Source organism: Actinoplanes sp. NPDC026670, from assembly GCF_040638175.1.
Lineage (GTDB): Bacteria > Actinomycetota > Actinomycetes > Mycobacteriales > Micromonosporaceae > Actinoplanes.
Map to the genome: position 1 here is coordinate 34,684 of NZ_JBEZXU010000023.1, position 26,249 is coordinate 60,932.

At 69.7% G+C, this 26,249-nt stretch carries 28 protein-coding genes; 12 read left to right on the forward strand and 16 right to left on the reverse strand.

Features of this window, described 5'->3' with window-relative positions:
* The first annotated feature begins 121 nt into the window (after positions 1-121).
* A complete protein-coding gene (locus tag AB0E94_RS22965) occupies positions 122-952 on the forward strand; it encodes a Bax inhibitor-1/YccA family protein (protein ID WP_360329219.1) in 831 nt (276 codons plus the stop codon).
* Positions 953-1,094: 142 nt separating this feature from the next.
* Positions 1,095-1,415, forward strand: coding sequence for a hypothetical protein (locus AB0E94_RS22970; protein WP_360329221.1), 321 nt, complete (start codon positions 1,095-1,097; stop codon positions 1,413-1,415).
* Positions 1,416-1,725: 310 nt separating this feature from the next.
* Here AB0E94_RS22970 and AB0E94_RS22975 read toward each other — a convergent pair whose 3' ends face one another.
* From AB0E94_RS22975 to AB0E94_RS22985, 3 genes are all read right to left on the reverse strand, one after another.
* Entirely contained in the window at positions 1,726-2,970 is a 1,245-nt protein-coding gene (locus AB0E94_RS22975; protein ID WP_360329223.1) for an acetyl-CoA C-acetyltransferase, read from the reverse strand.
* A 93-nt stretch (positions 2,971-3,063) separates the two neighbouring features.
* Positions 3,064-3,852 (reverse strand): SGNH/GDSL hydrolase family protein, encoded by a 789-nt coding sequence (locus AB0E94_RS22980; RefSeq protein WP_360329224.1) that lies wholly within the window; start codon positions 3,850-3,852, stop codon positions 3,064-3,066.
* Between the two features lie 16 nt (positions 3,853-3,868).
* On the reverse strand, positions 3,869-4,891 hold the full coding sequence (locus AB0E94_RS22985; protein WP_360329226.1) for an SGNH/GDSL hydrolase family protein: 1,023 nt from the start codon (positions 4,889-4,891) through the stop codon (positions 3,869-3,871).
* Between the two features lie 144 nt (positions 4,892-5,035).
* On the opposite strand from AB0E94_RS22985, the gene AB0E94_RS22990 reads away from it, so the two are divergent.
* On the forward strand, positions 5,036-5,380 hold the full coding sequence (locus tag AB0E94_RS22990) for a YkvA family protein (protein WP_360329228.1): 345 nt from the start codon (positions 5,036-5,038) through the stop codon (positions 5,378-5,380).
* Positions 5,381-5,383: 3 nt separating this feature from the next.
* The gene (locus AB0E94_RS22995; protein ID WP_360329230.1) at positions 5,384-6,742 is read left to right on the forward strand and encodes a cystathionine beta-synthase; all 1,359 of its coding nucleotides are present in this window, start codon (positions 5,384-5,386) and stop codon (positions 6,740-6,742) included.
* Here AB0E94_RS22995 and AB0E94_RS23000 read toward each other — a convergent pair.
* Positions 6,739-7,761, reverse strand: coding sequence for a DUF695 domain-containing protein (locus AB0E94_RS23000; RefSeq protein ID WP_360329232.1), 1,023 nt, complete (start codon positions 7,759-7,761; stop codon positions 6,739-6,741). The genes AB0E94_RS22995 and AB0E94_RS23000 overlap by 4 nt on opposite strands.
* Before the next feature lie 180 nt (positions 7,762-7,941).
* Here AB0E94_RS23000 and AB0E94_RS23005 point away from each other — a divergent pair, with 180 nt between their 5' ends.
* Positions 7,942-8,271: a hypothetical protein gene (locus tag AB0E94_RS23005; RefSeq protein WP_360329234.1), complete on the forward strand. Its 330-nt coding sequence runs from the start codon at positions 7,942-7,944 to the stop codon at positions 8,269-8,271.
* Between the two features lie 289 nt (positions 8,272-8,560).
* Here the strand turns inward: AB0E94_RS23005 and AB0E94_RS23010 are convergent, their stop codons facing one another.
* The 4 genes from AB0E94_RS23010 to AB0E94_RS23025 all read right to left on the reverse strand — a co-directional run bounded on the left by AB0E94_RS23010 (position 8,561) and on the right by AB0E94_RS23025 (position 12,689).
* Entirely contained in the window at positions 8,561-9,064 is a 504-nt protein-coding gene (locus AB0E94_RS23010; RefSeq protein ID WP_360329236.1) for a GNAT family N-acetyltransferase, read from the reverse strand.
* 19 nt (positions 9,065-9,083) lie between these two features.
* Positions 9,084-9,989 (reverse strand): ribonuclease Z, encoded by a 906-nt coding sequence (locus AB0E94_RS23015; protein ID WP_360329238.1) that lies wholly within the window; start codon positions 9,987-9,989, stop codon positions 9,084-9,086.
* Between the two features lie 291 nt (positions 9,990-10,280).
* Positions 10,281-11,222: a polyphosphate kinase 2 gene (gene ppk2, locus AB0E94_RS23020; RefSeq protein WP_360329239.1), complete on the reverse strand. Its 942-nt coding sequence runs from the start codon at positions 11,220-11,222 to the stop codon at positions 10,281-10,283.
* Positions 11,223-11,267: 45 nt separating this feature from the next.
* Entirely contained in the window at positions 11,268-12,689 is a 1,422-nt protein-coding gene (locus AB0E94_RS23025; protein WP_360329241.1) for a CYTH and CHAD domain-containing protein, read from the reverse strand.
* A gap of 89 nt (positions 12,690-12,778) precedes the next feature.
* On the opposite strand from AB0E94_RS23025, the gene AB0E94_RS23030 reads away from it, so the two are divergent.
* On the forward strand, positions 12,779-12,958 hold the full coding sequence (locus AB0E94_RS23030; RefSeq protein WP_317788506.1) for a hypothetical protein: 180 nt from the start codon (positions 12,779-12,781) through the stop codon (positions 12,956-12,958).
* Between the two features lie 7 nt (positions 12,959-12,965).
* Here the strand turns inward: AB0E94_RS23030 and AB0E94_RS23035 are convergent, their stop codons facing one another.
* The 5 genes from AB0E94_RS23035 to AB0E94_RS23055 form a co-directional block, all read right to left on the reverse strand.
* Positions 12,966-13,295, reverse strand: coding sequence for a hypothetical protein (locus AB0E94_RS23035; protein ID WP_360329243.1), 330 nt, complete (start codon positions 13,293-13,295; stop codon positions 12,966-12,968).
* A gap of 385 nt (positions 13,296-13,680) precedes the next feature.
* Positions 13,681-14,037 carry a nucleotidyl transferase AbiEii/AbiGii toxin family protein gene (locus AB0E94_RS23040; RefSeq protein WP_360329245.1) on the reverse strand — a complete coding sequence of 119 codons (357 nt, stop codon included), beginning with the start codon at positions 14,035-14,037 and terminating at the stop codon, positions 13,681-13,683.
* A 101-nt stretch (positions 14,038-14,138) separates the two neighbouring features.
* Positions 14,139-14,462: a hypothetical protein gene (locus AB0E94_RS23045; RefSeq protein WP_360329247.1), complete on the reverse strand. Its 324-nt coding sequence runs from the start codon at positions 14,460-14,462 to the stop codon at positions 14,139-14,141.
* Between the two features lie 72 nt (positions 14,463-14,534).
* Positions 14,535-15,194, reverse strand: coding sequence for a peptide-methionine (S)-S-oxide reductase MsrA (gene msrA / locus AB0E94_RS23050; RefSeq protein WP_360329248.1), 660 nt, complete (start codon positions 15,192-15,194; stop codon positions 14,535-14,537).
* A gap of 2 nt (positions 15,195-15,196) precedes the next feature.
* On the reverse strand, positions 15,197-15,643 hold the full coding sequence (locus AB0E94_RS23055) for an HIT family protein (RefSeq protein WP_360329250.1): 447 nt from the start codon (positions 15,641-15,643) through the stop codon (positions 15,197-15,199).
* 24 nt (positions 15,644-15,667) lie between these two features.
* Here AB0E94_RS23055 and AB0E94_RS23060 point away from each other — a divergent pair, with 24 nt between their 5' ends.
* The 3 genes from AB0E94_RS23060 to ilvA all read left to right on the forward strand — a co-directional run bounded on the left by AB0E94_RS23060 (position 15,668) and on the right by ilvA (position 19,554).
* Entirely contained in the window at positions 15,668-16,819 is a 1,152-nt protein-coding gene (locus tag AB0E94_RS23060; RefSeq protein WP_360329252.1) for a cystathionine gamma-synthase, read from the forward strand.
* Positions 16,820-16,845: 26 nt separating this feature from the next.
* The gene (locus tag AB0E94_RS23065; protein ID WP_360329253.1) at positions 16,846-18,204 is read left to right on the forward strand and encodes an amidase family protein; all 1,359 of its coding nucleotides are present in this window, start codon (positions 16,846-16,848) and stop codon (positions 18,202-18,204) included.
* Positions 18,205-18,306: 102 nt separating this feature from the next.
* Positions 18,307-19,554, forward strand: a complete 1,248-nt coding sequence (gene ilvA, locus AB0E94_RS23070; RefSeq protein WP_360329255.1) for a threonine ammonia-lyase — start codon at positions 18,307-18,309, stop codon at positions 19,552-19,554.
* Between the two features lie 55 nt (positions 19,555-19,609).
* On the opposite strand, the gene greA is transcribed toward ilvA, so the two are convergent.
* Complete coding sequence (greA, locus tag AB0E94_RS23075; protein ID WP_360329257.1) at positions 19,610-20,104, reverse strand: transcription elongation factor GreA; 495 nt, start codon at positions 20,102-20,104, stop codon at positions 19,610-19,612.
* A gap of 135 nt (positions 20,105-20,239) precedes the next feature.
* Positions 20,240-20,659 carry a DUF4307 domain-containing protein gene (locus AB0E94_RS23080; RefSeq protein WP_360329259.1) on the reverse strand — a complete coding sequence of 140 codons (420 nt, stop codon included), beginning with the start codon at positions 20,657-20,659 and terminating at the stop codon, positions 20,240-20,242.
* Positions 20,660-20,775: 116 nt separating this feature from the next.
* Between AB0E94_RS23080 and mca the strand changes: the two genes are divergently transcribed.
* The 3 genes from mca to AB0E94_RS23095 all read left to right on the forward strand — a co-directional run bounded on the left by mca (position 20,776) and on the right by AB0E94_RS23095 (position 24,775).
* Positions 20,776-21,657: a mycothiol conjugate amidase Mca gene (mca, locus tag AB0E94_RS23085; protein ID WP_360329261.1), complete on the forward strand. Its 882-nt coding sequence runs from the start codon at positions 20,776-20,778 to the stop codon at positions 21,655-21,657.
* Positions 21,658-21,673: 16 nt separating this feature from the next.
* On the forward strand, positions 21,674-22,027 hold the full coding sequence (locus AB0E94_RS23090) for a hypothetical protein (RefSeq protein WP_360329263.1): 354 nt from the start codon (positions 21,674-21,676) through the stop codon (positions 22,025-22,027).
* Between the two features lie 231 nt (positions 22,028-22,258).
* Positions 22,259-24,775 carry a bifunctional diguanylate cyclase/phosphodiesterase gene (locus tag AB0E94_RS23095; protein WP_360329264.1) on the forward strand — a complete coding sequence of 839 codons (2,517 nt, stop codon included), beginning with the start codon at positions 22,259-22,261 and terminating at the stop codon, positions 24,773-24,775.
* 28 nt (positions 24,776-24,803) lie between these two features.
* On the opposite strand, the gene AB0E94_RS23100 is transcribed toward AB0E94_RS23095, so the two are convergent.
* On the reverse strand, positions 24,804-26,084 hold the full coding sequence (locus AB0E94_RS23100) for an ATP-binding protein (protein ID WP_360329266.1): 1,281 nt from the start codon (positions 26,082-26,084) through the stop codon (positions 24,804-24,806).
* Positions 26,085-26,249 lie beyond the last annotated feature (165 nt).

Consider the following 26,249-nt stretch of genomic DNA (forward strand, 5'->3'; position numbering starts at 1 on the left):
AGCAGCACAGAAACCTGCCTTTTTCAGCCTGCTCACAGCTTTCGGGTGCGGCGCGAATGGCTCTCACCGCTTACCCTTGAACGCAGGCATAGCGCCGCAACCTCAAGGGAGGCTGGAAACAGTGAAGACATCTAACCCGGTGCTCTCGCGCCTCGGCCAGGCGGCTGAGCGGGAGCGAGCGGCCGGGTACGGGCCATACGGGCCGGCCGCGCAGCCGGGTTACGGTCAGCCGGCATACGGCGATCCCTACCCCACGGCTACGGGCTACCCCTCCGCTCCTCCGGCCGTCCAGCCGATGACCATCGACGACGTCGTCGTCAAGACGGTCACGGTTCTGGGCATCACCGGCGCCTCCGCGGTCGCCGCATGGGCACTCATCCCGGATTCGCTGCTCGGCGTGGCCTGGATCGGTGCCGCGCTGACCGGGTTGGTGCTCGGCTTGGTCATCTCGTTCATGCGGATGGCCAACCCGGCTCTCGTGATCGCTTACGCGGTCATCGAGGGTGTGTTCGTCGGCATGGTCAGCAAGTACTTCGAGTCGCTCTACGACGGCATCGTCCTCCAGGCGGCGACGGCCACATTCGGCGTCTTCTTCATCATGGGGGCGCTCTACAAGGCCCGCGTCATCCGGGCGACGCCCAAGTTCGTGCGAGGCATGATCGCCGTGATGGCGGGTCTCTTCGCCGTCATGCTGATCAACTTCGTGCTGGCGATGTTCGACATCAACACCGGTCTGCGTGACGGCAGCCCGCTGGCCATTGGGTTCAGCCTGGTCTGCATCGTGGTCGCCTCGCTGAGCTTCATCCTGAACTTCGCTGAGATCGAGGAGGGCGTGCGGATGGGTCTGCCGGCGCGCTACTCGTGGACGGCGGCGTTCGGCATCCTGGTCGGCCTCGTCTGGCTCTACATCGAGATCCTGCGCCTGCTGAGCTACTTCCAAGGCGACGACTGACGGTTCGTCCGTCGTCACGAGCAACGCCCGGCCCGACTCCCCGCGGACCGGGCGTTGCCCCCGATCTCACACGAATGCCCGTCCCGCGCTCCGGCGCAGGGCGGGCATTCGCCTTTTCTCCCGTGCCGGGTATCGTCGCCGGGTGCCAGACTTCGCTGCTGCCGTCGAGCGCCTGCTGACCCAGGTCCACCACTGGGACGAGCCGCGCTGGCGGTCGGCGTCGGCGTCGGCCGGTTTGTCCCGTTCGCGGCTGGTCCAGGGCCTGGTACAGCAGCTGGCCGACCTGGGCGCCGAGGCTGAGAAACGCCCGGCCCGCCCGGTCCCGCACCTCCACGACCTGGTCCTCCGCGACCAGCTGCGGGTCATGGCCGACGACATCCTCGCCGCCAACCCCACCGACGACCTGCTGAAACGCGCCACGCAGGCGACAAACGACGTCCGCGATTCTCTGGTACGGGCATAACGTCCCTCGCCGAACCACCCAGCCCCCTGGCTACCACGCGACGCAGGCCCGCCACCGGACCGAGACGCGTCAGCCGGGCTGAATCCGGCCCCCAGCGCGCAGCAACCCGCGGCCAAAGCTCACCACATTGCGGTGCCCGCGACCGTGTGTGGTGATCTGTGGCGCGGTTCGGACCGCTGGTCGGCACGCTGCGGCGTGCGTGACTGCGTGTGGTGATTTGTGGCGTGGATCGGACCGCTGGTTGGCACGCTGGGATGGAGCGGGCCCGGCACGTGGTGCGACGTGCCGGGCCCGAGCAGAGGTGATGCGGTCAGCTGAGGCGTTCGAGGATCAGCGCCATGCCCTGCCCACCACCGACGCACATGGTCTCCAGGCCGATGCTCTTGTCGTGCCAGTCGAGCGAGTTCAGCAGGGTGCCGGTGATGCGGGCGCCGGTCATGCCGAACGGGTGGCCGACCGCGATGGCGCCACCGTTCACGTTGAGCTTCTCGATCGGGATGCCCAGATCCTGGTAGGAGGGGATCACCTGGGCGGCGAACGCCTCGTTGATCTCGACCAGGTCCACGTCGCCGATGCTCATGCCGGCCCGCTTGAGCGCCTGCTTCGAGGCCTCGACCGGGCCGAGGCCCATGATCTCCGGGGACAGCCCGGTCACGCCGGTGGAGACGATCCGGGCGAGCGGCGTGATCCCGAGCTCGCGGGCCTTCGTGTCGCTCATGATGACGACCGCGGCGGCGCCGTCGTTCAGCGGGCAGCAGTTGCCGGCGGTGACCCGGCCGTCCTCCCGGAAGACCGGCTTGAGCCCGGCGACCGCGTCGATGGTGACGCCGGCGCGGGGCCCGTCGTCCTTCGACACCACGGTGCCGTCGGGCAGGGTCACGGGGGTGATCTCCCGCTCCCAGAACCCGTTGGCGATGGCCTTCTCCGCGAGGTTCTGGCTGCGTACGCCGAATTCGTCCATCTCCTGGCGGGAGATGTTCTTGATCTGTGCCAGGTTCTCGGCGGTGTAGCCCATCCCGATGTAGATGTCCGGCGTCAGGCCGTCCTCGCGCGGGTCGTGCCAGGTGGTCTGGTTCTTCGCCGACGCGATGGTACGGGCCTGGGCGTCCGCGAACGCCGGGTTGGTCCACGGCCCGCCGACGAGTTCCTGAGCGGCTGACGGCAGACCGTCCGAGCTGCCGCGGGCGAAGCGGGACACGGTCTCGACACCCGCCGAGATGAAGATGTCACCTTCGCCGGCCTTGATGGCGTGGAAGGCCATCCGGGTGGTCTGGAGCGAGGACGAGCAGTACCGCGTGACGGTGGCGCCGGGCAGGCCGTCCAGCCCCAGCTTGGTGGCGATCACGCGGGCCATGTTGAAGCCCTGTTCGCCGCCGGGCAGACCGCAGCCGAGGTACAGGTCCTCGATGAGCGTGCGGTCGAGCTGCGGCACCTTGTTGAGGGCGGCGTCGACGATCGTGGTGGCGAGGTCGTCGGGGCGCAGATCCTTCAGTGAACCCTTGTGGGCGCGGCCGATCGGGGAGCGGGCAGTGGCGACGATGACAGCTTCCGGCATGCGCCCAGTTTACTCATCAGTAACATGGTCGGAAGCGCGAATTTGTCACACGCCGTGAAAAAACCAGCCGAGGAGCGGCTGTGAGCCGGGAACTCACACTTCGGTCATTGCGGCTTTCGCCACCGCCGGGTAGAGGGCGTGCGCCCACACCCGGTAGCCGTCGGCGGACGGGTGGAAGCCGTCATAGCAGAGCGTCCCCGCGTCGGCCCGGAACACCGCGCCCGTCTCGGAGGCCAGGTCGACCACCACGCCACCGGCATCGGTCACCGCCTTGGCCTGCGCTTTCGCCAGCCGTCGGCCGATCAGCCCGGCGATCTGCCGCAGCGGTGGCGCCATCGACCGGGCCGCCCCCAGGTCGGGGCAGGTGCCGACGACCACCTGGACACCCGCCGAGCGCAGCCGGCGGACGGCCTGCCCGAGGTGACCGGCCGAATCCTCCGCGGCCCGGCCGGAACCCGCGTCATACGACCCGATGAGGATGACCGCCACGTCCGGACGGTCGCCGAGCAGCGCCCGGGCCACCTGGGTGGCGAGGTCGGTGGACCGGGACCCGGCCACGCCGACGCTGGAGAGCAGCACGTGCCGCTGCCCGTTGCCGGGGGAGCCGTCGGCCAGCAGCCGCGCGAGCTGGCCGCCGACCGTGTCGGACAGCCACTCCACCCCGACCCCGACCGCGGCCGAGTCACCGAGCAGCACCAGGCGCAGCGGCGGCGCGCTCTGCGGGCCCATCGAGGTACGCAAGGCCAGCCCCATGGTGGGCTTGGCATACCTCCGTGCCTTCGCCGCGAGCATCTCGCCGGCGATCAGGGCGACCCCGCCCACCACGCCGGCCAGCAGGCTCGTGGCCGCGGCCCTGGTCAGACGTTCCGGCAGCCCAGCCATGTCCCGCCTCCCTGCGTCAGCCGACCTGATGATCCTCTGGGGTATACCCTACGGCCCCGCTGGTGGGGTCACCGCTGGGAACGGGGGCCGCGGCCACTGGGCGCGAACTGAACCAGCGGTAGCGCCGCATCCGGGCCCACCGGCCGGCCGGGGCGACCTCGGTGCCCGGGGCGCGGACGGCCTCGTCGGCGGCCTCCGGCAGGGCCCGCACGTCCTCGGCGAGCGGCAGCACCGCCCGGTCGTCCGTGCCGAGCACCGCCATCACTGTCGGCATCATGACGGACACGGCTCTGGCGTACCCCTCGACCGACGGGTGAAAACGATCTTCGCTGTACATCCGGGCCGGGTCGGCCTCGAACATCGGGCCGAGCAGGTTGCCGATCGACACGGTCCGCCCGCCGGCCTCGACCACGGCGATGGTCTGTGCGGCGGCCAGTTGCCGGCTCCAGCGGCGGGCCAGCCAGCGCAGCGGTGGTTTGATCGGCTGGATGGCGCCGAGGTCGGGGCAGGTGCCGACGACCACGCGGCAGTCGGCGGCCCGCAGGCGGCGCACGGCATCACCCAGGTGGCGGACCGCGGCCGGCACCGCTGAGCGGTGGGTGACGTCGTTGCCGCCGATCAGGATGATCGCCAGCTCGGGTGAGTACTCCAAGGCGGCGTCCACCTGGTACGGAAGCCCGGCCGACACGGAACCGACCACGGCCAGCCGGTGCAGGCGGACCGGGCGGCGCAGGCGGCGTGAGATGCCGGTGGCGAAGAGTGCGCCGGGCGTCTCACGGGGACGGTGCACGCCATACCCGGCGGCCGACGAGTCACCGAGGATCACCAGCTCGAGGGCCTTGCCGCCGAACTTGGCGCCGTAGACGCCGTCGCCGCGCGGCGGTGGCGCCTCGGCCATCGGGATCACCCGGCGGGCCTCGGCGGCCTGGCGCATCAGCAGTCCCGCGGACAGGGCGGTCAATCCCGCGGCTGCTCCGGCGACCCGTCCGGCGTTCCTGATCCATCGCCAGTGGGTACCAGTTACATCGATGCTGCTCATAGTCTCCCTCGCTGTCGCTCGAAGGGAACCATCCGGCTCGCCCATGATCGGCGTGTGGGGTCGGGATTCGAGGCTAACTCGCAGTGGCGAGAGGCAATCATGGCGCGCTCCCGTCATGCTGGAGTTGCGGAAAGGGGAACAGAAATGGCCAAGACGTTGAAACGTGCGGCGGCGTTCACCGCGCTGGCCCGGGCGCTCACCGCGGGTAGCCGCGGTGGACCTTCGGTGGCCCAGCGACTCGGTGCGATCCCGAGGATGATCAAGGCGAGTACCAGGGGTCAATACGACGGTGGGATGCGCCTGGCCCTGATGGCGGCCGCCACAGCGTACGTGGTGTCGCCGATCGACGCGGTTCCGGAGGCGTTCGTCTGGGTCTTCGGGCTGATCGACGACGCGGTCGCGGTCACCTGGCTGGCCGGCGCCGTGCTCGCCGAGACCGACCGGTTCCTGGAGTGGGAGAAGACCGGCCGGCCCGCGGTCGTAAAGTAAGACGTGCGCTATTACGACAACGTAGTCGAGATCATCGGCAATACCCCCTTGGTCCGATTGAACAGCGTGACCGAGGGCATCAGTGCCACCGTGCTGGCCAAGGTCGAGTACTTGAACCCCGGCGGCTCGGTCAAGGACCGGATCGCGCTGCGGATGGTGGAGGACGCCGAGAAGGCGGGCCTCCTCAAGCCGGGCGGCACGATCGTCGAGCCGACCAGCGGCAACACCGGCGTCGGGCTGGCCCTGGTGGCTCAGCGGCGTGGGTACAAGTGCGTCTTCGTCTGCCCCGACAAGGTCAGCGAGGACAAGCAGAACGTGCTCCGGGCGTACGGGGCCGAGGTGGTGGTCTGCCCGACCGCTGTGGCCCCGGAGGACCCCCGTTCCTACTACAACGTGTCCGACCAGTTGACCCGCGACATTCCGGGCGCCTGGAAACCGGACCAGTACAGCAATCCCGCGAACCCGCGGTCGCACTACGAGGACACCGGGCCCGAGCTCTGGGAGCAGACCGGCGGCCGGATCACCCACTTCGTGGCGGGCGTCGGCACCGGCGGCACGATCAGCGGCGTCGGGCGTTACCTCAAGGAGCAGGGGCCGGTGCGGATCATCGGCGCCGACCCGGAGGGGTCCGTCTACTCCGGCGGGACCGGGCGTCCCTACCTGGTCGAGGGCGTCGGTGAGGACTTCTGGCCGACGGCGTACGACCGGGACGTCACCGACGAGGTGATCGAGGTCAGCGACTCGGACTCGTTCGAGATGACCCGCCGCCTCGCCCGTGAGGAGGGCCTGCTGGTCGGCGGCTCCTGCGGGATGGCCGTGGTGGCCGCGCTCGAGGTGGCCCGCAAGGCCGGCCCCGACGACGTCATCGTGGTTCTGCTGCCCGATGGCGGCCGTGGCTACCTTTCGAAGATCTTCAACGACAAATGGATGGCACGGTACGGGTTCCTGCGCACCCAGGAGGGCACGCCGACGGTGGCCGACGCCCTGGCCGGCAAGGGCGCCGAGATCCCGCCGCTGATCCACGTGCACCCGACCGAGACGGTCCGCGACGCCATCGACTACATGCGGGAGTACGGCGTGAGCCAGCTCCCGGTGCTGAAGGCCGAGCCGCCCGTGGTGACCGGTGAGGTGGCCGGCTCCATCTCGGAGAAGGCGCTGCTGGACGCGCTCTTCACCGGGCAGGCCCACCTGCACGACACGATCGAACGGCACATGACCGACTCGTTGCCGATGATCGGTGGCGGTGAGCCGGTCGCCGAGGCGGTCGTGCTCCTGGAGAAGGCCGACGCCGCGATGGTCCTGGTCGACGGCAAGCCCGCCGGCGTACTTACGCGTCAGGACCTGTTGGCGCACCTGAGCTAAGGGGCCAGGTGTTCGACCTGCTCCCAGCGGGGGTCGGGCGTGACGGTGATCCGGACACGCCCGTCCTGCCAGCCACCGATCAACGGTTTCAGGACCTCGGCGGCGACCGGGCTGTCGGCGTAGAGGTGCGTGGTGCGTACCCCGTCGCTCGTCTCGTGGGCGACCACCACCATGCCGTCGGCGTGCTCGGCCACGTGGTCCTCGAATCCGTGCAGTTCGGCCAGCGCGGCCTTGTCCGGGAAGCCGTTCTCGTCCCGGGCCGAGTACGGCACGTCCATCCGGATGTGCAGGTCGTGTCCGGGCCACCGGGCCGGCCGGAGCCGGGTCTGGGCCATCGCGATGATCGGCTTCCCGGCCCGGATCCCGGACATGTTGCGCCAGCGCGGCGCCCCGTCGGCCGGCTGCATCGCGGCGACCAGCCCGGCCAGCTCCGGACCGGTCAGGCCGGCGCCCGTCGTCGTGGTGACCGCGTCGATCGCGCCGACCCAGATCTCCACGGTGTCCTCGCCGAGCAGCCAGTCGAGCGACAGGTACGCGATCTGCCCGCGCGCCTCCTCCGGCAGTCCCGGGAAGGCCGGGTGCCAGACCTCGACGTCCACGCAGTCGCGTTCCTCGTCGTGTTCGGCGTGGAACCGGAGCTCACCCAGGTCCAGGTGGTGGCCGCCGATCGCCAGCCGGGCCCCGTCCAGCGCGTCCGGCCGGCCCTGACGGGCGGCCGCGTACCCGAACGTCTCGTCCGGCGGCGGTCCGGCCCGTCGCCAGCGTTCGGCGAGGGAGCGCAGTTCCGGTGATCCGCCGGTGCTCACGATCAGCAGGTGCCGCGAGGTGGTGCCGGCCGCGAACTCCCAGTGCAGGTCCGGATGGATCGCGGTGACCAGGGCGGCGATCTCCTCGATGAGCGTCTCGTCCGGCCCGCCGTCGATCATCTTCTCGGCGCGTGGCCGTGCGCTCGCCCACCAGGTCCAGAACGCCGTGATCGCGTCGGCCGGGACCGCCTTCGGGCGCCTCTTGAAGATCACGGCAGGACCGTACCAACAAAGGGCCGGGTACGGCGTGAACTGCGCGGTGGACAACCTCGGTACATGGATCGTCACGGATAGTTGCGGCAATCGCACAGACAGTCCGACCGCCTGAGGGGCTGCTGCGGTTGTATGTGTCGTGACGGAGCTATGAGCCACTCCCGGACGAAGGGGCAGGGGATGGTCGACGTCGACGAGGCGGCGCCCGCCGGCATCGTGGACCGCCTGCTGTGGCGGGACGCGCAGAACATGCTCGGGCGCCACGTGGAGGCCCGGAACGGCACATGCGTCTGGTGTGGATGGCGCTGGCCGTGCTCGGCCCGCCACCTGGCCGAGCGTGCCGACGCGATCGCCAGGCGCCCCTGGCGTGAGGCTTGGACGCTACGGCACGACCTGAACAGCATGCGTGCCCTGCCCGGAAAACGGGCCGGGCTGGACGAGATCGGCAGCCGGTACACCGGTGCCGGCTCGCACCACCGCAACGACGACCACCGGAGGTATCAGGCCTGACCCCAGGACCACGACGTCGCCGACACGCTTGACCGTCCCCCGGCAAGTACGGCTTCCCGGCCCGGCCGACGTCGACCAGCGGTGACACCGGAGCGCCCCGCCAGCGCGCCGGTATCCCGCGCCCAGACCCGCCCTTGAACTGGATCCCAGATCGGCACGCCTCCGCTGATCGAGCGCCTCCGGCCAGGCGCATCCGGTACGGGCGGGGCGGTGGGCGGGAGCACGCGACTACAGGTTCCCCCGCATTCACTCGGTCGCGTGTTCCCGCCCAACCAGCAACCCCCGCGCCCTACAGCGGGTGTGTGTAACGAAGCTGCGAAAACGGGCGGTCGTTGATCGGCGCGACCCTGGTCGCGCCGTCCGGCGTCCAGCCGCCGCGCTCGTAGAAGCGCCGGGCCACCGGGTTGTCCGCCAGCACCCACAGCACGGCCCGTTCCGCGTCGAGCGCCGCCAGCTGCGCCAATGCGTTGATCATCAACTCTCGGCCGACGCCCGAGCCGACCCGGTGCGGCTCCAGATGGATCGCATACAGCTCGGCGGCCCGATCCGTCTCGCTCGGCCCCACATAGGTGAACCCGGCCAGCTCGCCGTCTACCTCGGCGACGGTCATCAGATGGGACTCCCGCTCCCATTTCCAGCGCTCCACCCACCAGGCGCTCATCGCCTCCGGCCCACGGGCCTCGAACGTCTCGGGCGGCAGCAGGCCGGCGTAGGCGGCGGCACGCGAACGATGATGCAGCGCGCCGACCGCGATCAGGTCGGCGTCCGCAACCGGGCGCAGCAGAACTGTCATGCCACCAAGGGAACCAGCCTCAGGCTGCCGCCTGACGGGAGGGCACCTTCACCCGCGACAGGTCTTCGGCGATCACCACCGGGCCGTCGAACTCCCGGCGGGCTTCCTCCAGAAAGCGGTTCGGTTCCGGATAGCGTTGCGAGAAGTGCGTCAGGACCAGCTTCCGTACGCCGCACTCGCGCGCGACCGCAGCGGCCTGGCCGGCCGTGAGATGCCCGACCTGGGCGGCCAGCTCCGCGTCCTCGGACAGGAAGGTCGACTCGATCACCAGCATGTCGACGCCCCGGGCCAGCTCGAACACGCTGTCGCACAGCCCGGTGTCCATCACGAAGGCGAAACTCTGCCCGGGCCGGGCCATGCTCACCTGGTCGAGGGTCACGTCACCGAGCCGGCCGGTCCGCTGCAGCTCCCCGACTGCCGGTCCGCCGATGCCGTGTTCGGCCAGCAGGGCGGGCACGATCCGGCGCGAGTCCGGTTCGGTCAGGCGGTAGCCGTACGTCTCGATGGGGTGTCGCAGTGGAAGAGCGGTGAGGCGCCCCGCGGACGTCTCCACCGCGAATCCGGCGCCGACCGGACCGGGCACGATCTCCGAGTTGTCCCAGTAGCTGGTGGCGTGCCGCAGGCGGTCGAAGAACTCCTGGCCGCCGGCCGGGTAGTGGACGGCGACCGGGTGCGGGACCTTGTCGAGCGAGATCCGCTGGAGCACGCCCGGCAGGCCGAGGCTGTGGTCGCCGTGGAAGTGGGTGATGCAGATCCGTTTGATCGGGGTGACCGGCTGGTTCGCCAACAGCAGCTGGCGCTGGGTGCCCTCACCCGGGTCGAAGAGGATCACCTCGTCGTCCCAGCGCAGCAGGTAGCCGTTGTGATTGCGGTGCCGCGTCGGCACCTGGCTCGCCGTGCCGAGCACCAACAGCTCGCGCGTCACCGAAATCTCCCCCCGGATATGAAGCGACCCCTGGGGACTTCCGCGCTCGTAACCGAACGCGGTCCGGCCGGACTAAACCGGATCCCCAGGGGTCGGGTGGCTGTCTTGAGATTCGCCGCACCGCTGCCACACGGTCTCGACGTACTTCTTGAAACTACGAAGCTGTCAAGGACAGCGGCTAGCGGACAGCCACCTCACGAGTCCCGTTGCTATACAACTTCGGACCACCTCCCTTCACGTGTACGGCCACGTTATCCAGCCCGAGGAGGGAGCGCCAACGAATTTGAATCACTACAGACGCGGGAATATCAGCGGGGAGTCGTTCGTGCTCTCCACCACCAGGGAGGCCGGGCCGACGATCTGCGGGTCCGGTATGCCGACGATCTCCCGGTCCTTGCCGGTGTAGTCGAACCGGTTCAGCACGTGCCGCATCGCGTTCACCCGGGCGCGCTTCTTGTCGTTGCTCTTCACCACCGTCCACGGGGCGTCCGCGGTGTCGGTGTAGAAGAACATCGCCTCCTTGGCCTCGGTGTAGTCGTCCCACTTGTCCAGGGACTTGAGGTCCATCGGAGAGAGCTTCCACTGCCGGACCGGATCCACCTGCCGGATCGCGAACCTGGTCCGCTGCTCGCCCTGGGTCACCGAGAACCAGAACTTGACCAGCCTGATGCCCGACCGGACCAGCATCCGCTCCAGCTCCGGGGTCTGGCGCAGGAACTCCAGGTACTCCTTGCGGTCGCAGAAGCCCATCACCCGCTCCACGCCGGCCCGGTTGTACCAGGACCTGTCGAAGAGCACGATCTCCCCGGCCGCCGGAAGGTGCTTGATGTAGCGCTGGTAGTACCACTGGGTGCTCTCGCGCTGGTTTGGCTTCTCCAGCGCGACGACCCGGGCGCCGCGCGGGTTCAGATGCTCCATGAACCGCTTGATCGTGCCGCCCTTGCCCGCCGCGTCCCGGCCCTCGAAGAGGATCAGCAACCGCTCACCGGTGTCCTTGCACCAGTTCTGGAGCTTCAGCAGTTCGATCTGCAGCAGACGCTTGTCGTGGTCGTACTCCGGGCGGGGCAGCCGCGCGTCGTACGGATAGTCGTCCCGCCACGTGTCCACCGGCTGGCCGTCGGCGTTGATCAGTCGAGGGTCGTCGTCCTCGTCGTCGACGACCCGGTAGCCGGACAGCTCGGCGATCGGCCCGTCATAGGGGTTGGTGGTCGCCTGGTCGAACTCGGATTGCATGACACTGATTCATACCCGCGAAGGCCAAGACCACAACCGGCCTGATCAGAACACTCGCCGAACTTTTCGCCGCCGGGACGCCTGCGCCAGTGCCGGAACCTTCGCCAGCGCCTCCCGGCCCACCTGCTCCTGCCGGCCGTACAACACGCCGAAGTGGAAACTGTCCGAACCCAGCTCGCGCAACACGCCACGGGCGATGTTCGAATCCTGGTAGTCGCCGAGCCCGTCCTGAAGGGCGGTCAGCGCCTTCACCAGCCGCTTCGCGGGTTTGCCGGCGTCCGGGGCGATCAGCTCGACGGCGTACCGCGCCTGCTTGAAGCCCTTCCGCGACTCGTGGATCTCCTCCTCGACACCCGAGGCCAGGGCCGCGTCCAGTTTCGCGTCCGCTTTCGCCAGCACCTTCTCCGCCCGGCGCACCGGGTCCGGGGTGTGCGGCGAACCGTGGTCCACCAGCTCGTCGATCCGGTCCAGCAGGTCCAGGTAGCGATCCGTCTCCAGCGCCTCGGCCAGCTCGGCCAGCCCGGTCTCGATCCGGTGCTCCAGGTGCGCCCGCACCCGCGCAGCGGTGTGCGCGAACTCCGGGCCGGCCTCGTCCACCAGCGCCAGCAGCTTCTCCTCCAGCACCTGCGGGTCACGCACCGCGCCCAGCACCCCGGCCAGCCAGCGCAGCTCGTCGCGCAGAGCCGGCTCGTCGAACGCCTTCCGGTACGTCTTCAGCGTGCTGCGCAGACGACGGGTGGCGACCCGCATCTGATGGACGGCGCGTGCCTCGCCACGGCGGGCGGCCGGGTCGTAACCGAGAATGGCGTCGCGCTGCTCACGGGCGTACAACATGACGGGGTTCTTCTGCGGCTTGGCCTTTTTGCCGGTTTTGATCGAGGCCAGCCGCCCGGCCAGCGCCCGGGCCACCTTCGACGGGCCTGCGGCCGGAGTCGCGCCCGCCGCGAACAGCCGCTCCTCGACCGCCTCCAGCACCGTCGCGTCCCCGTCGACCAGCTCGACCTCGACCTCCTGCCAGACCGTCTCGGCGCCGTCCGACTCGGCGGTCACCCGGTCCTGTGCGACCAGCGCGAGCGTACGGCCGTCGGCGTCACGCAGCGGCGTCTCCACCCGATGCGTGCGCAGCCGCCCCACCGGACCCACCGGGCTGCGCCGCACGATCGCCCGGACCAGGGCCATCAGCTCGGCCGGCACCGTGTCGCCGCTCGCCGGCAGACGATGCTCGGTCCGGCCGTCGCCGTCACCGGGCGTCTTCAGATGCCAGCCCGCGTCGTTGCCGCCGCTGCGCTGCCGAAGTGTCCGGCGATTTCTCATCAACCGGAGGTCTTCGGTGTCGAAGTACGTGGCGTCGAGATCATGGGTCTCGGCACCGTCGACGCCGGCGATCCCGCCGACACCGACCAGGTCAGGAAGTTCGAACGTCTCTGGGACGTCGTATTTGCGCTCGGTCTCGGTGGCGATCTCCACACGTCCATGGTGCCTGGCCCGAGGGCCCGTGCACAGCGGTGTCTCAGGTTCGCCTGCCATCGTTGTGGCCCGGCCAGTAAGGAGTGCTCATGGAGAAGTCCGAACGCCGTCCGATCACGCTCGCCGCCTCGCTCGCCGGGTTGCGCCTCATCGGCGCCGGCGCCGTCCTCGGTCTGGCGCTCGCCGTCCCCGCCTCGCCCGCCCAGGCCGACCCGCCCCGGCCCCCGGCCACCACGCAGGACCAGCCCGACGAGGCGCCGGAGGGCTAGGTCCCGGCTACCGCCGCAGATCTTCGCTGGCCATCAGATACATGGCCCGGGCGTAATTGGCGGTCGCCGCGTTGTAGTACATCGTCGCGAGCCCGGTGCTGAAGTTGTTCGTGGTCAGCGCGTTCTTCGCGTTGGACGACGCGGACCAGCGGATCTCGGCATCGGTGGTGCTGATGCCGCGGCGCGCACAGCGCAGCCGGTTCATCTCCTTGCCGGTCCGCCAGGTGTCGAGGGCCACTTCGGCGTCACGCATCATCGCGCGGGCCTGCTGCATCAGGGACTCGGCGAGGTCCCAGGCGTCCTGCTCACTCTCGTTGTGCTGGTAGATCGGATTCACATCCACCTCCCGCTGGCTCGATTTCGAGTTTGAGCGGAGTTTCCGGACATGTCGACTTTTTTCGATCGCCAGCGTGAAATCCTCTCCACCCACTTGCCATCGGGGACCGGTTCGCCCCCGGCCCCGCGAAGCGGTCCGACCATTGACCTCCGCCTTGCCGAGAGTTCTGAGTACGAGGTGCCGGCCGGCGGCCTTGCCCAGACGCGGACCGCCGGATCGTCGCAGTCGGTCTGTCACACCCGAAGCCGGCCGAGCGAACAGGCGCCGGTCTCGGCGACACTGATCGGGCCGGTAAGGCCGTCGGGGCCGCGGTTGCAGCAACCGGTGGGGTTCCTATCACTTGAAAGGTACTGCTGGCGGCAGCTGTTCGAGTCGGACCAGCATTTCATTCCTGGCGCAGTTGCTTCTGCCACTCGGCGAAGCGTTGGCGCAGGCCTCGAAGGGATTCCGTCGTGACGCCGTAGGGAGCGAACGCGGCGTCACTGATTTGGTCAGCCGCTCCCAGTACATCGGCGAAGGTGGTGCGGTCGAAGCCGGGATCGGCGGCCTCGATCAGCCGCAGGAGCTGATTGCTTGTGTAACGACCACTGGTGAGCACGGCATCGATGTCGAGGAAGTCGCGGGCGAGTGCACGGCCGTAGAGCGCCGCCATCTTGTTGCCGACGGCGTCGTCCGGGTGCAGGACGGGCCCTACGTTCAGAGCCACCGGTGGGTGGGCGCGCCAGTCGGCGGCCAGCTCCATCTTCTGCGGTTCCGTGTCTGGTTCGTCAGGCCGTGAGACCAGTAGCCGGGCGAAGGGCGATCTCGGCCAGCTCGCGGTGACGGGGATCCATGCCGGCGACCTTACGCGGCAGAGGCCTCCGGCGCGGTCCGCCGAAGCTCCGGGAAGCGCAGTTCCCACGCCCGGCGTAGTTCCGGAGAGAGCCAGATCGACGGCCACAGCCTTGTCAGGACCGTCCGATCAAGAAACCTGTGGAGATCATCGGGTTTGGTGGCCTCGATCAGGACCGTGCGGTAGAGATCGACGATCCGGCCGGGGCCGTCGAGGTCGTAGTCGGCCGCGCCGGACCAGTCGAGGTGACGCGGCAGAGTGACGACTCCTGTCGTCCGCCCGCGCAGCAGGCCGAGATCGTCCGCAACGACGATCGGCTTGGCGTACCGGCGCATCTCAGGTCACCTCCTTCCCACCATCGTCACACAGGACGGGCTCCGGAGGGGGCCCGTCCCGTGTGACGCCGGTCAGTTGGTGCGAGCCACGCCGACCGGGCAGGTCAGGCCGTTGGGGCCGTGGTTGCAGTAACCGTTCGGGTTCTTGGTCGGGGCCAGGTACTGCTGGTGGTAGTCCTCGGCGTAGTAGTACTTCGTCAGCGGCTTGATCTCGGTGGTGATCTCACCGAGCCGGGCCTTCGTCACCACCGGCTGGAACGCCGCGAGGGACGCCCGCGCGGTCTCGGCCTGGGCCTCCGTGGTGGTGTAGATCGCCGACCGGTACTGGGTGCCCACGTCGTTGCCCTGGCGCATGCCCTGGGTCGGGTCGTGGTTCTCCCAGAACGCCTTGAGCAGCTGCTCGTAACTGATCCGGCTGGGGTCGTAGACCACCTGCACGACCTCGTTGTGGCCGGTGCTGCCGGAGCAGACCTCCTCGTAGGTCGGGTTGGCGGTGAATCCGCCGGCGTACCCGGCCGAGGTGGAGTGCACGCCCGGCAACTTCCAGAAGATCCGCTCGACGCCCCAGAAGCAGCCCATCCCGAAGACGGCGACCTCGTGACCGGCCGGCCACGGACCCTCCAGCGGGGTTCCGAGAACCTCGTGACGGTCGGCGACCGGCATCGAGATCAGCCGGCCGGGCAGAGCGGTGTCGGCGGTGGGCAGGTCGAGCTTCTTGTACCGCAGGAACACGGTCACTCCCTTCGTCCACCCTCTGCAACGCTGAGCCGGAGGTATTCCTTACCAATGGCCTCGGCGACCGCGGTGGCCTCGTCGTCGCCGGCGTATTTGCGCCTGGGCCAGAAGAAGCCGCGCAGGCCGTCGCCCTTGGTGCGGGGCATCACGTGGGTGTGCAGATGAGGCACCGACTGGGAGACGATGTTGTTCATTGCGACGAATGTGCCTTTTGCGGCCATGGCAACGGGTACGGCCGCGGCAATCCGCTGCACAAACCCGAAATATCCCGGCAAGTCGGGCGTCGGTAGAGCGGTGAGCTCGACGACATGCGGGCGCGGGATCACCAGGACATGCCCCTTGAAGACCGGGCGGATGTCGAGAAAGGCGAGGCCGGCCGGGTCGGACGCGACCATGAAGGCCGGAACGGAACCCGAAACGATGCCGCAGAACACGCAGTCCGCCATCTGGTGAGACTAGCCTTGCGCAACATGACGGCTAACAGCTACGGGTTCGACACCCTCGCCATCCACGCCGGCCAGGAGCCGGATCCGCGGACCGGCGCGGTGGTGCCGCCCATCTATCAGACGAGCACCTACGCCCAGGACGCCGTCGGCGCCCCTCGCCTGGGCTACGAGTACAGCCGGTCCGGCAACCCGACCCGGGACGCGCTCCAGGAATGCCTGGCCGCGATCGAAGGTGGCCGGCGTGGGCTGGCCTTCGCCAGCGGCCTTGCGGCTGAGGACACCCTTCTGCGTACGGTGTGCCGGCCCGGAGACCACGTGGTCATCCCGAACGACGCCTACGGTGGCACGTTCCGCCTGTTCAGCAAGGTCGCCGAGCGCTGGGGCCTGGACTGGACGGCCGCCCCGCTGGACGACATCGACGCGGTTCGGGCCGCCTTCCGCCCGGGGCACACCCGGCTCATCTGGTCCGAGACGCCGACCAACCCGCTGCTCAACGTGAACGACATCGCGCAGCTGGCCGGTCTCGCCCACGAGTACGACGCGATGCTGGCCGTGGACAACACGTTCGCCTCGCCGTACCTCCAGCAGCCGATCACCCTCGGCGCCGACGTGGTGATCCACTCCACCACCAAGTACCTGGGCGGTCACTCCGACGTGGTCGGCGGCGCGCTGATCACCGCGGACGCCGGGCTCGGCGACGAGCTGGCCTTCCACCAGAACGCGATGGGCGGCGTGAACGGTCCCTTCGACGCCTGGCTGACCCTCCGGGGGATCAAGACCCTGGGTGTACGGATGGACCGGCACTGTGACAACGCCGAGCGGATCGTCGGCTACCTGCGTGAGCACCCGGCCGTGGCGAGCGTGCTCTACCCGGGCCTGGAGACGCACCCCGGGCACGAGGTCGCGGCCAAGCAGATGAGCCGGTTCGGTGGCATGGTGTCGTTCCGTGCGGCCGGCGGCCCGGACGCGGCGATCGCGATCTGCAACAAGGCGAAGCTCTTCGTGCTCGCCGAGTCGCTCGGTGGTGTCGAATCGCTGATCGAGCACCCGGGTCAGATGACACATCTGTCGGCTGCGGGCTCAGCGCTTGAAGTTCCCGCCGATCTCGTGCGACTGTCTGTCGGCATCGAAACCGTTGACGATCTGCTCGCCGATCTCGAGCAGGCCCTCGGATAAGACCGACGCTGGAGAAACTGAGAGCGATGGACTCGACGACCTGGGTGGGCGCCACCGCCAAACAGATCTCCCGTGCGGTGCGCCGCGGAGACGCGAGCGCCACCCAGGTCGTGGCCGATCACCTGGAACAGATCGCCATCTCCGACCCGGCCCTCGGCGCGTTCCGGGTGGTCCGGGGCGGCGAGGCGATCACCGAGGCGGAGAAGGTCGACGACCAGGAGGACCTGGCCAACCTTCCGCTGGCCGGGGTTCCGGTGGCGGTCAAGGAGAACACCGCGGTGGCGGGGCTGCCCACGTGGCACGGTTCGGCCGCTGCGCGTACCCCCGAGGTTGCTGAAGTCGACCACGAAGTGGTCCGGAGGTTGCGCGGCGCCGGCGCCGTCGTGGTCGGGGTGACCAAGATGCCGGAGATGGGTCTGTGGGCCGTCACCGACGACGAGGGTGGCCCGACCCGCAACCCGTGGGACCTGGAGCGGACCCCGGGTGGCTCGTCGGGTGGCTCGGCCGCCGCGGTGGCCGCCGGGCTGGTGCCGATCGCGCAGGGCAACGACGGGCTCGGCTCGATCCGGATCCCGGCCGCCTGCTGCGGCCTGGTCGGGCTCAAGCCGGGCCGCGGCGTCGTCCCGGTCGACTTCGGTGACAAGGACTGGTTCGGCCTGGTGGAGAACGGCGTGCTCACCACCACGGTGGCCGACGCCGCGCTGGGCTTCTCGGTGCTGTCCGGCCAGACCCCGGTCAAGCTGGTCGAGCCGTCGAAACTGCGGATCGGTGTCTCGCTGCGTTCCCCGGCGGCCGGGGTGAAACCGGACGAGGCGAACGTCTCGGCCGTCACCAGGGCGTCGAAGCTGCTCGTCGACGTCGGCCACGACACGGTCACCGCCGATCCGGTCTACCCGACGGGTGTGGCCCTGGGCGTGCTGGCGACCTGGTTCGCCGGGGCGTATGTGAACTCGGAGGGCCTGCCGGTCGAGCGCCTCCAGCCGCGGACCCGCCGGCACATCGCCCTCGGCAAGACGATGATGCGGGCCGGTCTGGTCCGGCAGAAGCAGCGCGACGCGTGGCGGGAGCGGTCCACCCAGTTCTTCGCCGACAAGGCGGTCGATCTGCTGCTCACGCCGGCGCTCGCGACCGCGCCACCGCCGGCCGTGCAGTATTCGGCGTCGCCCTGGCGCAAGAACATGTGGGCCAACGCGTCCTACGCGCCGTACGCGGCGCCGTGGAACTACGCCGGACTGCCCGCGATCGTGGTGCCGGTCGGCTTCCGGCCGGACGGGCTGCCGCTCGCGATCCAGCTCGTCGGGCCGCCCGGATCGGAGTTGCTGCTGCTCTCGGTGGCCGGTCAATTCGAGGTCGCCAATCCCTGGCAGCGGCACGCGCTCGTATAGAGGCTTCGCCTCCTCGAAGGCGAGGACGCCTTCGGCGGCTGATTGCTGTTCCGCCCGGGCAGGCGGCTGCGCCGCGCCTGGGCGGTGGCACGATTGGTGTCCATGACCGCCTCCGGCACCCCGCTCGACCTGCTCACCCTCGCTGACGTCGAGGCCGCCCGCGACCTGCTGGCGGGGGTGGTCAAGGAGACGCCGCTGATCCCGTCGCGGCCGCTCAGCGAGATCACCGGGGTGCCGGTCTGGCTCAAGTGCGAGAACCAGCAGCGCGCCGGGTCGTACAAGGTGCGGGGGGCGTACACCCGGATCTCCCGCCTGTCGAACGCCGAACGCGCCCGCGGTGTCGTCGCGGCGAGCGCCGGCAACCACGCGCAGGGGGTGGCGCTCGCGGCCGGACTGCTCGGCGCACGGGCCACCGTCTTCATGCCGGAGGGCGCTCCGCTGCCCAAGGTCTCCGCCACCAAGGGGTACGGCGCGGCCGTCGAGTACGCCGGAACCAGCGTGGACGACGCGCTGGAGGCGGCGGACGACTTCGCCCGTACCACCGGAGCGGTTTTGATCCACCCCTTCGACCACCCGGACGTGATCGCCGGCCAGGGCACCGTCGCTCTGGAGATCCTGGCCCAGTGCCCGGAGGCGGCGACGATCGTGACCGCGGTCGGCGGCGGCGGGCTGATCTCCGGGCTGGCGGTCGCGGCCAAGGCGCTGCGGCCGGACATCCGGATCGTCGGTGTGCAGGCGAGCGGGGCGGCGGCGTACCCGCCCTCGCTGGCCGCCGGCGCCCCTCGCAAGCTGGAGTCGTGCGCGACGATCGCCGACGGCATCGCCGTGCTGCGGCCCGGTGACCTGACGTTCGCGCACGTCGCGAAGCTTGTCGACGAGGTCGTCACGGTCAACGACGAGGACCTGTCGGCGGCGCTCCTGGTGCTGTTGGAGCGGCACAAGACGGTGGTCGAACCGGCCGGCGCGGCGGCTGCGGCGGCCCTGTTGACCGGCGCCTACGTGCCGGCCGGCGGCCCGGTGGTGGCGATCCTGTCCGGTGGCAACATCGACCCGATGCTGCTGCTGCGGGTGATCGAGCACGGGCTGGCGTCGGCGGGGCGGTTCCTGCGGCTCGCGGTGCGCTGCTCGGACCGGCCGGGGGAGTTGGCCCGGCTGCTGCGGGAGATCGCCGCGCAGCGGGCCAACATCGTCGACGTGAACCACTCGCGGCAGAGCCCGCGGCTCAGTTTCGGTGAGGTGGAGGTGGCGCTGTCGGTCGAGACGCGCGGGCCGGCCCACTCGTCGGCGCTGATCAAGGCGCTGCGCGACGCCGGTTACCGGGTGGCGCTGCTGGCCGACACGACGCCCTGAAGCTACGGCAGAGCCCGCGGCACATGCGCCGCGGGCTCTGCGTCGAAACTGTGGATCAGCCCTCGAAGGGGCCGAACTCGACCACGGTGACCTTGATGTCCGCGCCGCTCGGGGCGGCGTAGGTGACCGTCTGGCCGGGGCGGGAGCCGAGGATCGCCTTGCCCAGCGCCGACTCGGGGCTGTAGACCTTGAGCTTGGTGGTGGAGGCGATCTCCCGGGAACCGAGCAGGAAGGTCTCGGTGTCCTTCTGGTCGTCGTCGAAGTAGATCGTCACGACCGAGCCGGGGCCGACCGAGTCGGCGGCCTTGATCTCGCCGACCTCGGAGTTGCGCAGGAACTCCTTCAAGTACAGGATCCGGCCTTCCTGGCGGCTCTGCTCCTCACGCGCCGCGTGGTAGCCACCGTTCTCGCGGAGGTCGCCTTCCTCACGCCGGGCGTTGATCTCCGCCGCTATGGCCGGCCGGTTGGCGATCAACTCGTCGAGCTCGGCCTGCAGCCGGTCGTAAGCGTCCTGGGAGAGCCAGGTCTTCGGCGCCTCGGAACTGGACACGGTCGATCTCCTTGCTGGAACGGGGCATGGTCGAAACATGACGCCTGAAAAGGCGTCATGCTGAACGCAGCGAATTACCAAGCTTACCAGCGGTATGCGGGCCGCCCGGAAGGTGAAATGTTGTCGGATCTCGACTCAGCCGGTGGCGCGGCAGCCCATCACGTCGCCCACCGAAGCCTTGCTCTCGGTCGTCACGGCCTGGCTGACCTCGACCGCGCCGCCACCGTCGGCGGCACGCACCGTCACCGCCTGCCGGCCGACCTCGTAACCGTCGTAGTCGCGGGCCCGGACCATGCACATCGCGGCGCCGCCGGCCGGCACCCGGACCCGGAACTCGACGACCATCTCGGTGTCGGACGGGATGCTCCAGCCGATGATGTCGGCGGTGTAGTCGGTCTGACCGAACTTGTCGTAGTAGGCATAGGTGATGCCGGAGATGACGACAGCGAAGATCGCGACGGCCAGGACCGGGGCCAGACGGCGCCGCCCGCCTTCACGGCGACGGCCGTACCGGCCGGGCGGGAAGACCGGAGCTGTGGCGTGCGTCTCGCTCACCTGACGACCTCTCGTGCGTTTGTTGTCGGGGGGATCGGCCAGAATGGCAGGGTTCCATCTTCGCAGCCGATCCCGGCCCGCCGACGGCAGGCCTGGTCGAGAGGATCTCAACAACCGTGGCCGAGCAATTGCGTCTCATGACCGTGCACGCGCACCCCGACGACGAGTCGAGCAAGGGCGCCGCCACCATGGCGAAATATGTCGCCGAGGGTGTCCAGGTGCTGGTGGCGACCTGTACCGGTGGGGAGCGGGGCAGTGTCCTCAACCCCAAGATGGATCGGCCCGAGGTGCTCGCCGACATCACCAACATCCGCCGCGCCGAGATGGACCGGGCGCGCGAGATCCTCGGCGTCGAGCAGGCCTGGCTCGGCTTCGTCGACTCCGGGCTGCCCGAGGGCGACCCGCTGCCGCCGTTGCCGGAGGGCTGTTTCGGCCTCCAGGACCCGGAGGAGGCGGCCAAGCCGCTGATCAAGCTGATCCGCGAGTTCCGGCCGCACGTCATGACCACCTATGACGAGAACGGCGGCTACCCGCACCCCGACCACATCATGTGCCACAAGGTTTCGGTGGTGGCCTTCGAGAAGGCCGGTGACCCCGAGCTCTACCCGGAGCTGGGCGAGCCGTGGCAGCCGTCGAAGCTGTACTACAACTCCGGCTGGACCCGGGCGCGGATGCTGGCGCTGCACGAGGGCATGCTGGCGGCCGGCCTGGAGTCGCCGTATGCGGAGTGGCTGGAGAAGTGGGCCGACCGTGACGACCGTGGTGACAAGATCACCACGCGGGTCGAGTGCGGAGAGTATTTCGGGATCCGCGACGACGCGCTGCGTGCCCACGCGACCCAGGTCGACCCGGATGGTTTCTGGTTCCACATCCCGCTGGAGATGCAGCAGAAGGTGTGGCCCACCGAGGACTTCGAGCTCGCCCGCTCGCTCGTGGACAGCCCGGTTCCGGAGTCCGACCTGTTCGCGGGCATCCGGGAGAAGGTCGACGCGCGCTGAGCAGTACGCTGGCGGCGTGGACTTCGTGGTAGCGGTCAACAACTTCGGCGACACCCGATCGGGCGGCCTGGCCGGCCCGATGGGGTTGTTCCTCATCGTCCTCATGTGTGTGGCGACCGTTCTTTTGATCCGCAACATGAACAAGCGAATTCGTCGGCTTCCCGACAGTTTTCCTGTTGCATCTGAGCGGGATCGTGTGTCAGAGATCGCCCGCGGCGGCGACGCGGCCCAGCGCTCCGGCGCCGCCGCCTCCGGCGATGTCGAGACCGATCGATCGGTTGTCGCTGGCCAGGCCGAGGAGGCCGAGGTGGCGGGCGTTCGCGACGAGCCGGGCGCGGCCGGTTCGCGCGACGGTTCGGCGTCCGCCTGATCCACTTCACGCTCCGCCGTCGCGCCTGGTTTCGGCCGCCGCGCGCCGAGTGTGGCCGTCTCGACTCCGTCAAGCCCTGTTGCGTTCATCAGGATTGATTTAGCCTTCCGCCGGGGGCCGCACGGCCCCGGGACCCTGCGCGGAAGGGGGCGCCGACATGCCACTTGTCCGGCGCAAACTCTCCGTAACCGATCTGCACGTGCATCGGGCCGTGCGTCTGCGGATGTCGCCGTGAAAGCCGTCCGCGAGTCCTGGAACACCGCGACCGGCGCCATGGGCCGCCCCCGGCCGGTGCGCATCCTCACCGCGGTCGTCGTGATCGCCGCCGCCGCAGCCGTCATCCTCGGCGCCCTGGAACCCGTGCCGGTCGCCGACGGCCGCCCGCTGTCGCCGATCACCGGGATCTGCGTCGCCGCCGTCCTCTCCGCCATCGCGCAGCTCGCCGGCCTCCGGTTCCGCCTCGGCCCGGACGCCGTCTCGGTGAGCTGGGCCGAAGCCGCGGTGGTGGTCGGCTTCGTGGTGGCCCCGGCCGGCTGGCTCCCGGCCGCCACCCTGGCCGGCACCGGCGCCGCCTGGCTGCTGCTCGCCTGGCTCACCGGCCTGCGCAACGTCGCCGAGATAGTCCACCTGGTCGCCTCGATGACCCTCGGCGTCGCCGGCGCCGCGCTGGTCACGTCGTTGTTGGCCGGTGACGTGCCGGTGCACAGCGCCAGGCTCCCGCTGGCCCTGGCGGCCGGCGCCGGCACCTACCTGCTCATCACGTTCGGCCTGGTCGTGCTCACCCTGATGCTGCACCGCGACGCCCATCCGGGGCAGATCGCAGCCCGCGTCCTCTACGCCAAGCTGCCGATGTCGATCGGCAACGTCATCGTCGGGGTCCTCGCCGTGTACGCGCTGATCCGGGAACCGCTCTGGCTGCTCGCCTTCGGCCCGGTCCTCTGGCTGCTGCACCGCACGTACCGCTTCCACCTGCGGGCCGCCGAGGAACGCCGGATGTGGGAGGCCTTCGCCGCCGCCACCGCCCGGCTGCCGGGCGCCAGCGAAGCCGAGGTGGCCCGGGCCGGTCTGCGCGGCGCCCTCGAGGTCTTCGGCGCCAGCCGCGCCGAGCTGGAGGTGCACACCGGGCACGGCCGCCGGCGGTACGCACAGGACGGCCCCGGTCTGGAGGGCGACGTCGGCACCCGCTCCGGCGCAGCCGTCACCCGGACCATGGTCGTGGCCGGCCGCCCGCTCGGTGAGCTCACCGTCTGGCTCGGCGACGCCGGACTGCCCGGGCCCCGGGACGAGGCGGCGATCGCCGCGTTCGGCGAAGCCCTGGCCGGCGCCCTGCACGACGCGGCCGCCCACCAGCGCATCTCCGAGCTTGACGCCCGGGCCGCCCACGACCGCCTGCACGACCCGCTGACCGGCCTGATCAACCGGGTCGCGCTGGCCGGCGAGGGCGACCCGCTGCTCCGCTCGCTGGAACGGGACCGGCAGGTGGCCCTGCTCCTGCTCGACATCGTCGGCTTCCGCCAGGTCAACAGCACCCTCGGACACGGCGGCGGTGACGAGGTGCTGCGGCTGGCGGCGGGCCGGCTCACCGCGCTGACCGGGCCCGGTGAGCTCGTCGCGCGGATCGGTGACGACGAGTTCGCGCTGCTCCTGCCGGTGACCGCGCTCGCCGACCCGGCGTGGCAGCAGACCCGGCCCAGCCCGCTGCCGGTCGCCCTGCGCCGAGCCCGGGAGCTGGTCGAGCAGCTGCGGCTGCCGATCGAGGCGGCCGGGGTCCGGCTCTCCGTCGAGGTGACCGTCGGCGTGGCGGTGGCCGCGGCGGGTGAGGCCGAGGTGGCCGAGCTGCTGCGGCGCGCGTCGATCGCGGTGGACCGGGCCAAGGAGCTCGGCGTCACCGTCGGGACGTACGACAGCGGCCAGGACGCCAGCAGCACCGATCAGCTGGCGCTGCTCGCCGACCTCCAGGACGCGTTCGCCGCCGACGACCAGATCATGCTGCACCTGCAACCCGCCGTGGACCTGGTGACGGCCGCGCCGACCGGGGTGGAGGCGCTGGTCCGCTGGCGGCACCCGCGCCGGGGCTACCTGTCGCCGGCCGAGTTCCTGCCCGCGGTCGAACGCAGCGAACTCCTCATCCCTTTCACGAGACGGGTGCTCGACCTGGCGCTGGCCTCGGCGGCGGACTGGACGGCGGCCGGCATCGACGTGCCCGTCTCGGTGAACGTGTCGGCCCGCAGCCTCACCGACCCGACCTTCCCGGCACAGGTCACCGAGGCGTTGCGCCGGCACCGTACCCCCGCGTCCCGCCTGGTCCTGGAGATCACCGAATCGGTGGCGATCAGCGAACAGGAGATCGTCGACGAGGTGCTGGCCCGGGTGCGGACCTCAGGCGTGCAGGTGTCCCTCGACGACTTCGGCACCGGCTTCTCCTCGCTCTCCTCGGTCACCCGGATGCCGGTCGACGAGATCAAGATCGACAGGTCGTTCGTGGACGAGATGATCGACTCGGCGGCGGCCGGCGCGGTCGTCCGGGCCGCCGTCGAACTCGGCGTCCGGCTCGGAGTCCGGGTGGTCGCCGAGGGCATCGAGACGATCGAACAGCGGGCCGCACTGATCGCGCTCGGCTGCCCGTCCGCGCAGGGCTACCACTTCTGCAAGCCGATGCCGGCCGACAAGATCGTCCAGGCGCTGACCCAGCTCGCCCGGTCGGCCCCTCCGAATGTCACCCAGCTCAGGACCGACGACACGGCATAGTGTGGGGGCATGGCCAACCGTCTCGCGGCTATCGGCTGATGGGCGTCCAAAGGCGGTCGACCGGCATGATGTGGATGCGGTTCTCGTAGGTGAATGACCGCATGCCTGTGCTGAGCGCAACTCCGGCGATGAACTTGTCGCCGAGCGCGTCTCGTAGCTTACGGAGGCCTTTGAGGTCGGTGCCCGAGACGCGCTCGTTCGCCTTGACTTCGAAGGCGAGGACTCGGCCGTCATCGAACTCGATAACGTAGTCGACTTCGTCGCCGTCGTAGGTGCGCCAGTGTCCTGTGGAAACCTGCTCGTCCAGCCAGGAGACCTGCTTGCGAAGCTCGCCGACGACGAAGGTTTCGAGGAGATGGCCGAATTCCGCCAAGGCGGTCGGGTCGAGGGTGGCGAGCTTGGCCGGCGAGATCCGCATGAGTCGAGCGGCCACGCCGGTGTCGATGACATGTACTTTCGGTGATGCAGCGGACCGTGTACGAAGCGTCTTGCCCCAAGCAGGAAGCCGGTCGATGAGGAAGAGGTCTTCGAGGAGCCGAACGTAGTCCTCAATGGTCTTGCGTTCCGCCGTGAGCCCTTGGGATGCGTTGGCCAGGTTCAGTACCTGTCCGGTTCGCCCGGCAAGCCGACTTAGAAGCTCGCGAAGCATGTTGCGCTGGCGTATCCGGACAAGCTCGATGGCGTCGCGCTCCAAGGACTGCCGGATGTAGTCGTCGAACCACCGATCACGGGCGGTGCCGATGCGACGCAGGGCCAGCGGGAATCCTCCGGCGCAGAGCCGGTCGACGTATTCCGTCCGGCTGGTCGTTGAGGCCGGCTGGGCTGCGACGGCCGCATCGGGATCTGCTCGGAGCGCAGCTAGGAAGTCTTCGTGGACGCCGCCGATCTCCCCCTGTGACAGCGGCCAGATGGTCATCGTGTGCAGTCGGCCGGTAAGTGCCTGCGCCGTGCGAGGCAGCGCGTCCTGGCGGGTTGATCCGGTAAGCACGGCGGTGCCGGGCAGGGTGCCTTCGCGGTTGAGTCGTGCCTTCAACGCGTCGAGGATCTCCGGCGCGTGCTGGTACTCGTCCACGCACAGCAGACCCTGCGTCGCGGTGGCTGTCTGTGGGTTGGCCACCACGGCATCTCGAGTGCCCGGATCGTCCAGATCCAGAACAGGCACCCCCTGAGCGCGGGCCAGGGTGCTCAGGACCGTGGACTTACCGACGGAGCGCGGGCCGTGCAGTGCGATGACCGGCTCCACTTGGAGCAGGTCATCGAGCAGTGCAGAGACGCGCCGTTCTGCAATCCCGGTGAGCGCCTCGACCACGTTGCCTCCTGATGGGCGTGTAGTACAAAATTTCAGATACCTAAGATACCAAAACTGGAGTAGGTGAACTACCAAAATCTGTGGCTATGGACTACCAAACCTTGAGTATGCCGTGGCGAGTTGGCTGCCCGGTCGGAAGTCCGGGCGGTGTGACAGCGCCGAGGC

Coding starts and splice junctions, on each gene's coding strand:
- AB0E94_RS23030 (WP_317788506.1), top strand. CDS start 12,779: ATGGAGAAGTCCGAACGCCGTCCGATCACGCTCGCCGCCTCGCTCGCC.
- AB0E94_RS23065 (WP_360329253.1), top strand. CDS start 16,846: ATGGACTCGACGACCTGGGTGGGCGCCACCGCCAAACAGATCTCCCGT.
- AB0E94_RS22980 (WP_360329224.1), bottom strand. CDS start 3,852: ATGGCTGGGCTGCCGGAACGTCTGACCAGGGCCGCGGCCACGAGCCTG.
- AB0E94_RS22990 (WP_360329228.1), top strand. CDS start 5,036: ATGGCCAAGACGTTGAAACGTGCGGCGGCGTTCACCGCGCTGGCCCGG.
- AB0E94_RS23005 (WP_360329234.1), top strand. CDS start 7,942: ATGGTCGACGTCGACGAGGCGGCGCCCGCCGGCATCGTGGACCGCCTG.
- AB0E94_RS23040 (WP_360329245.1), bottom strand. CDS start 14,037: ATGGAGCTGGCCGCCGACTGGCGCGCCCACCCACCGGTGGCTCTGAAC.
- AB0E94_RS23055 (WP_360329250.1), bottom strand. CDS start 15,643: ATGGCGGACTGCGTGTTCTGCGGCATCGTTTCGGGTTCCGTTCCGGCC.
- AB0E94_RS23045 (WP_360329247.1), bottom strand. CDS start 14,462: ATGCGCCGGTACGCCAAGCCGATCGTCGTTGCGGACGATCTCGGCCTG.
- AB0E94_RS23060 (WP_360329252.1), top strand. CDS start 15,668: ATGACGGCTAACAGCTACGGGTTCGACACCCTCGCCATCCACGCCGGC.
- ppk2 (WP_360329239.1), bottom strand. CDS start 11,222: ATGCAATCCGAGTTCGACCAGGCGACCACCAACCCCTATGACGGGCCG.
- ilvA (WP_360329255.1), top strand. CDS start 18,307: ATGACCGCCTCCGGCACCCCGCTCGACCTGCTCACCCTCGCTGACGTC.
- AB0E94_RS23010 (WP_360329236.1), bottom strand. CDS start 9,064: ATGACAGTTCTGCTGCGCCCGGTTGCGGACGCCGACCTGATCGCGGTC.
- AB0E94_RS22985 (WP_360329226.1), bottom strand. CDS start 4,891: ATGAGCAGCATCGATGTAACTGGTACCCACTGGCGATGGATCAGGAAC.
- AB0E94_RS22975 (WP_360329223.1), bottom strand. CDS start 2,970: ATGCCGGAAGCTGTCATCGTCGCCACTGCCCGCTCCCCGATCGGCCGC.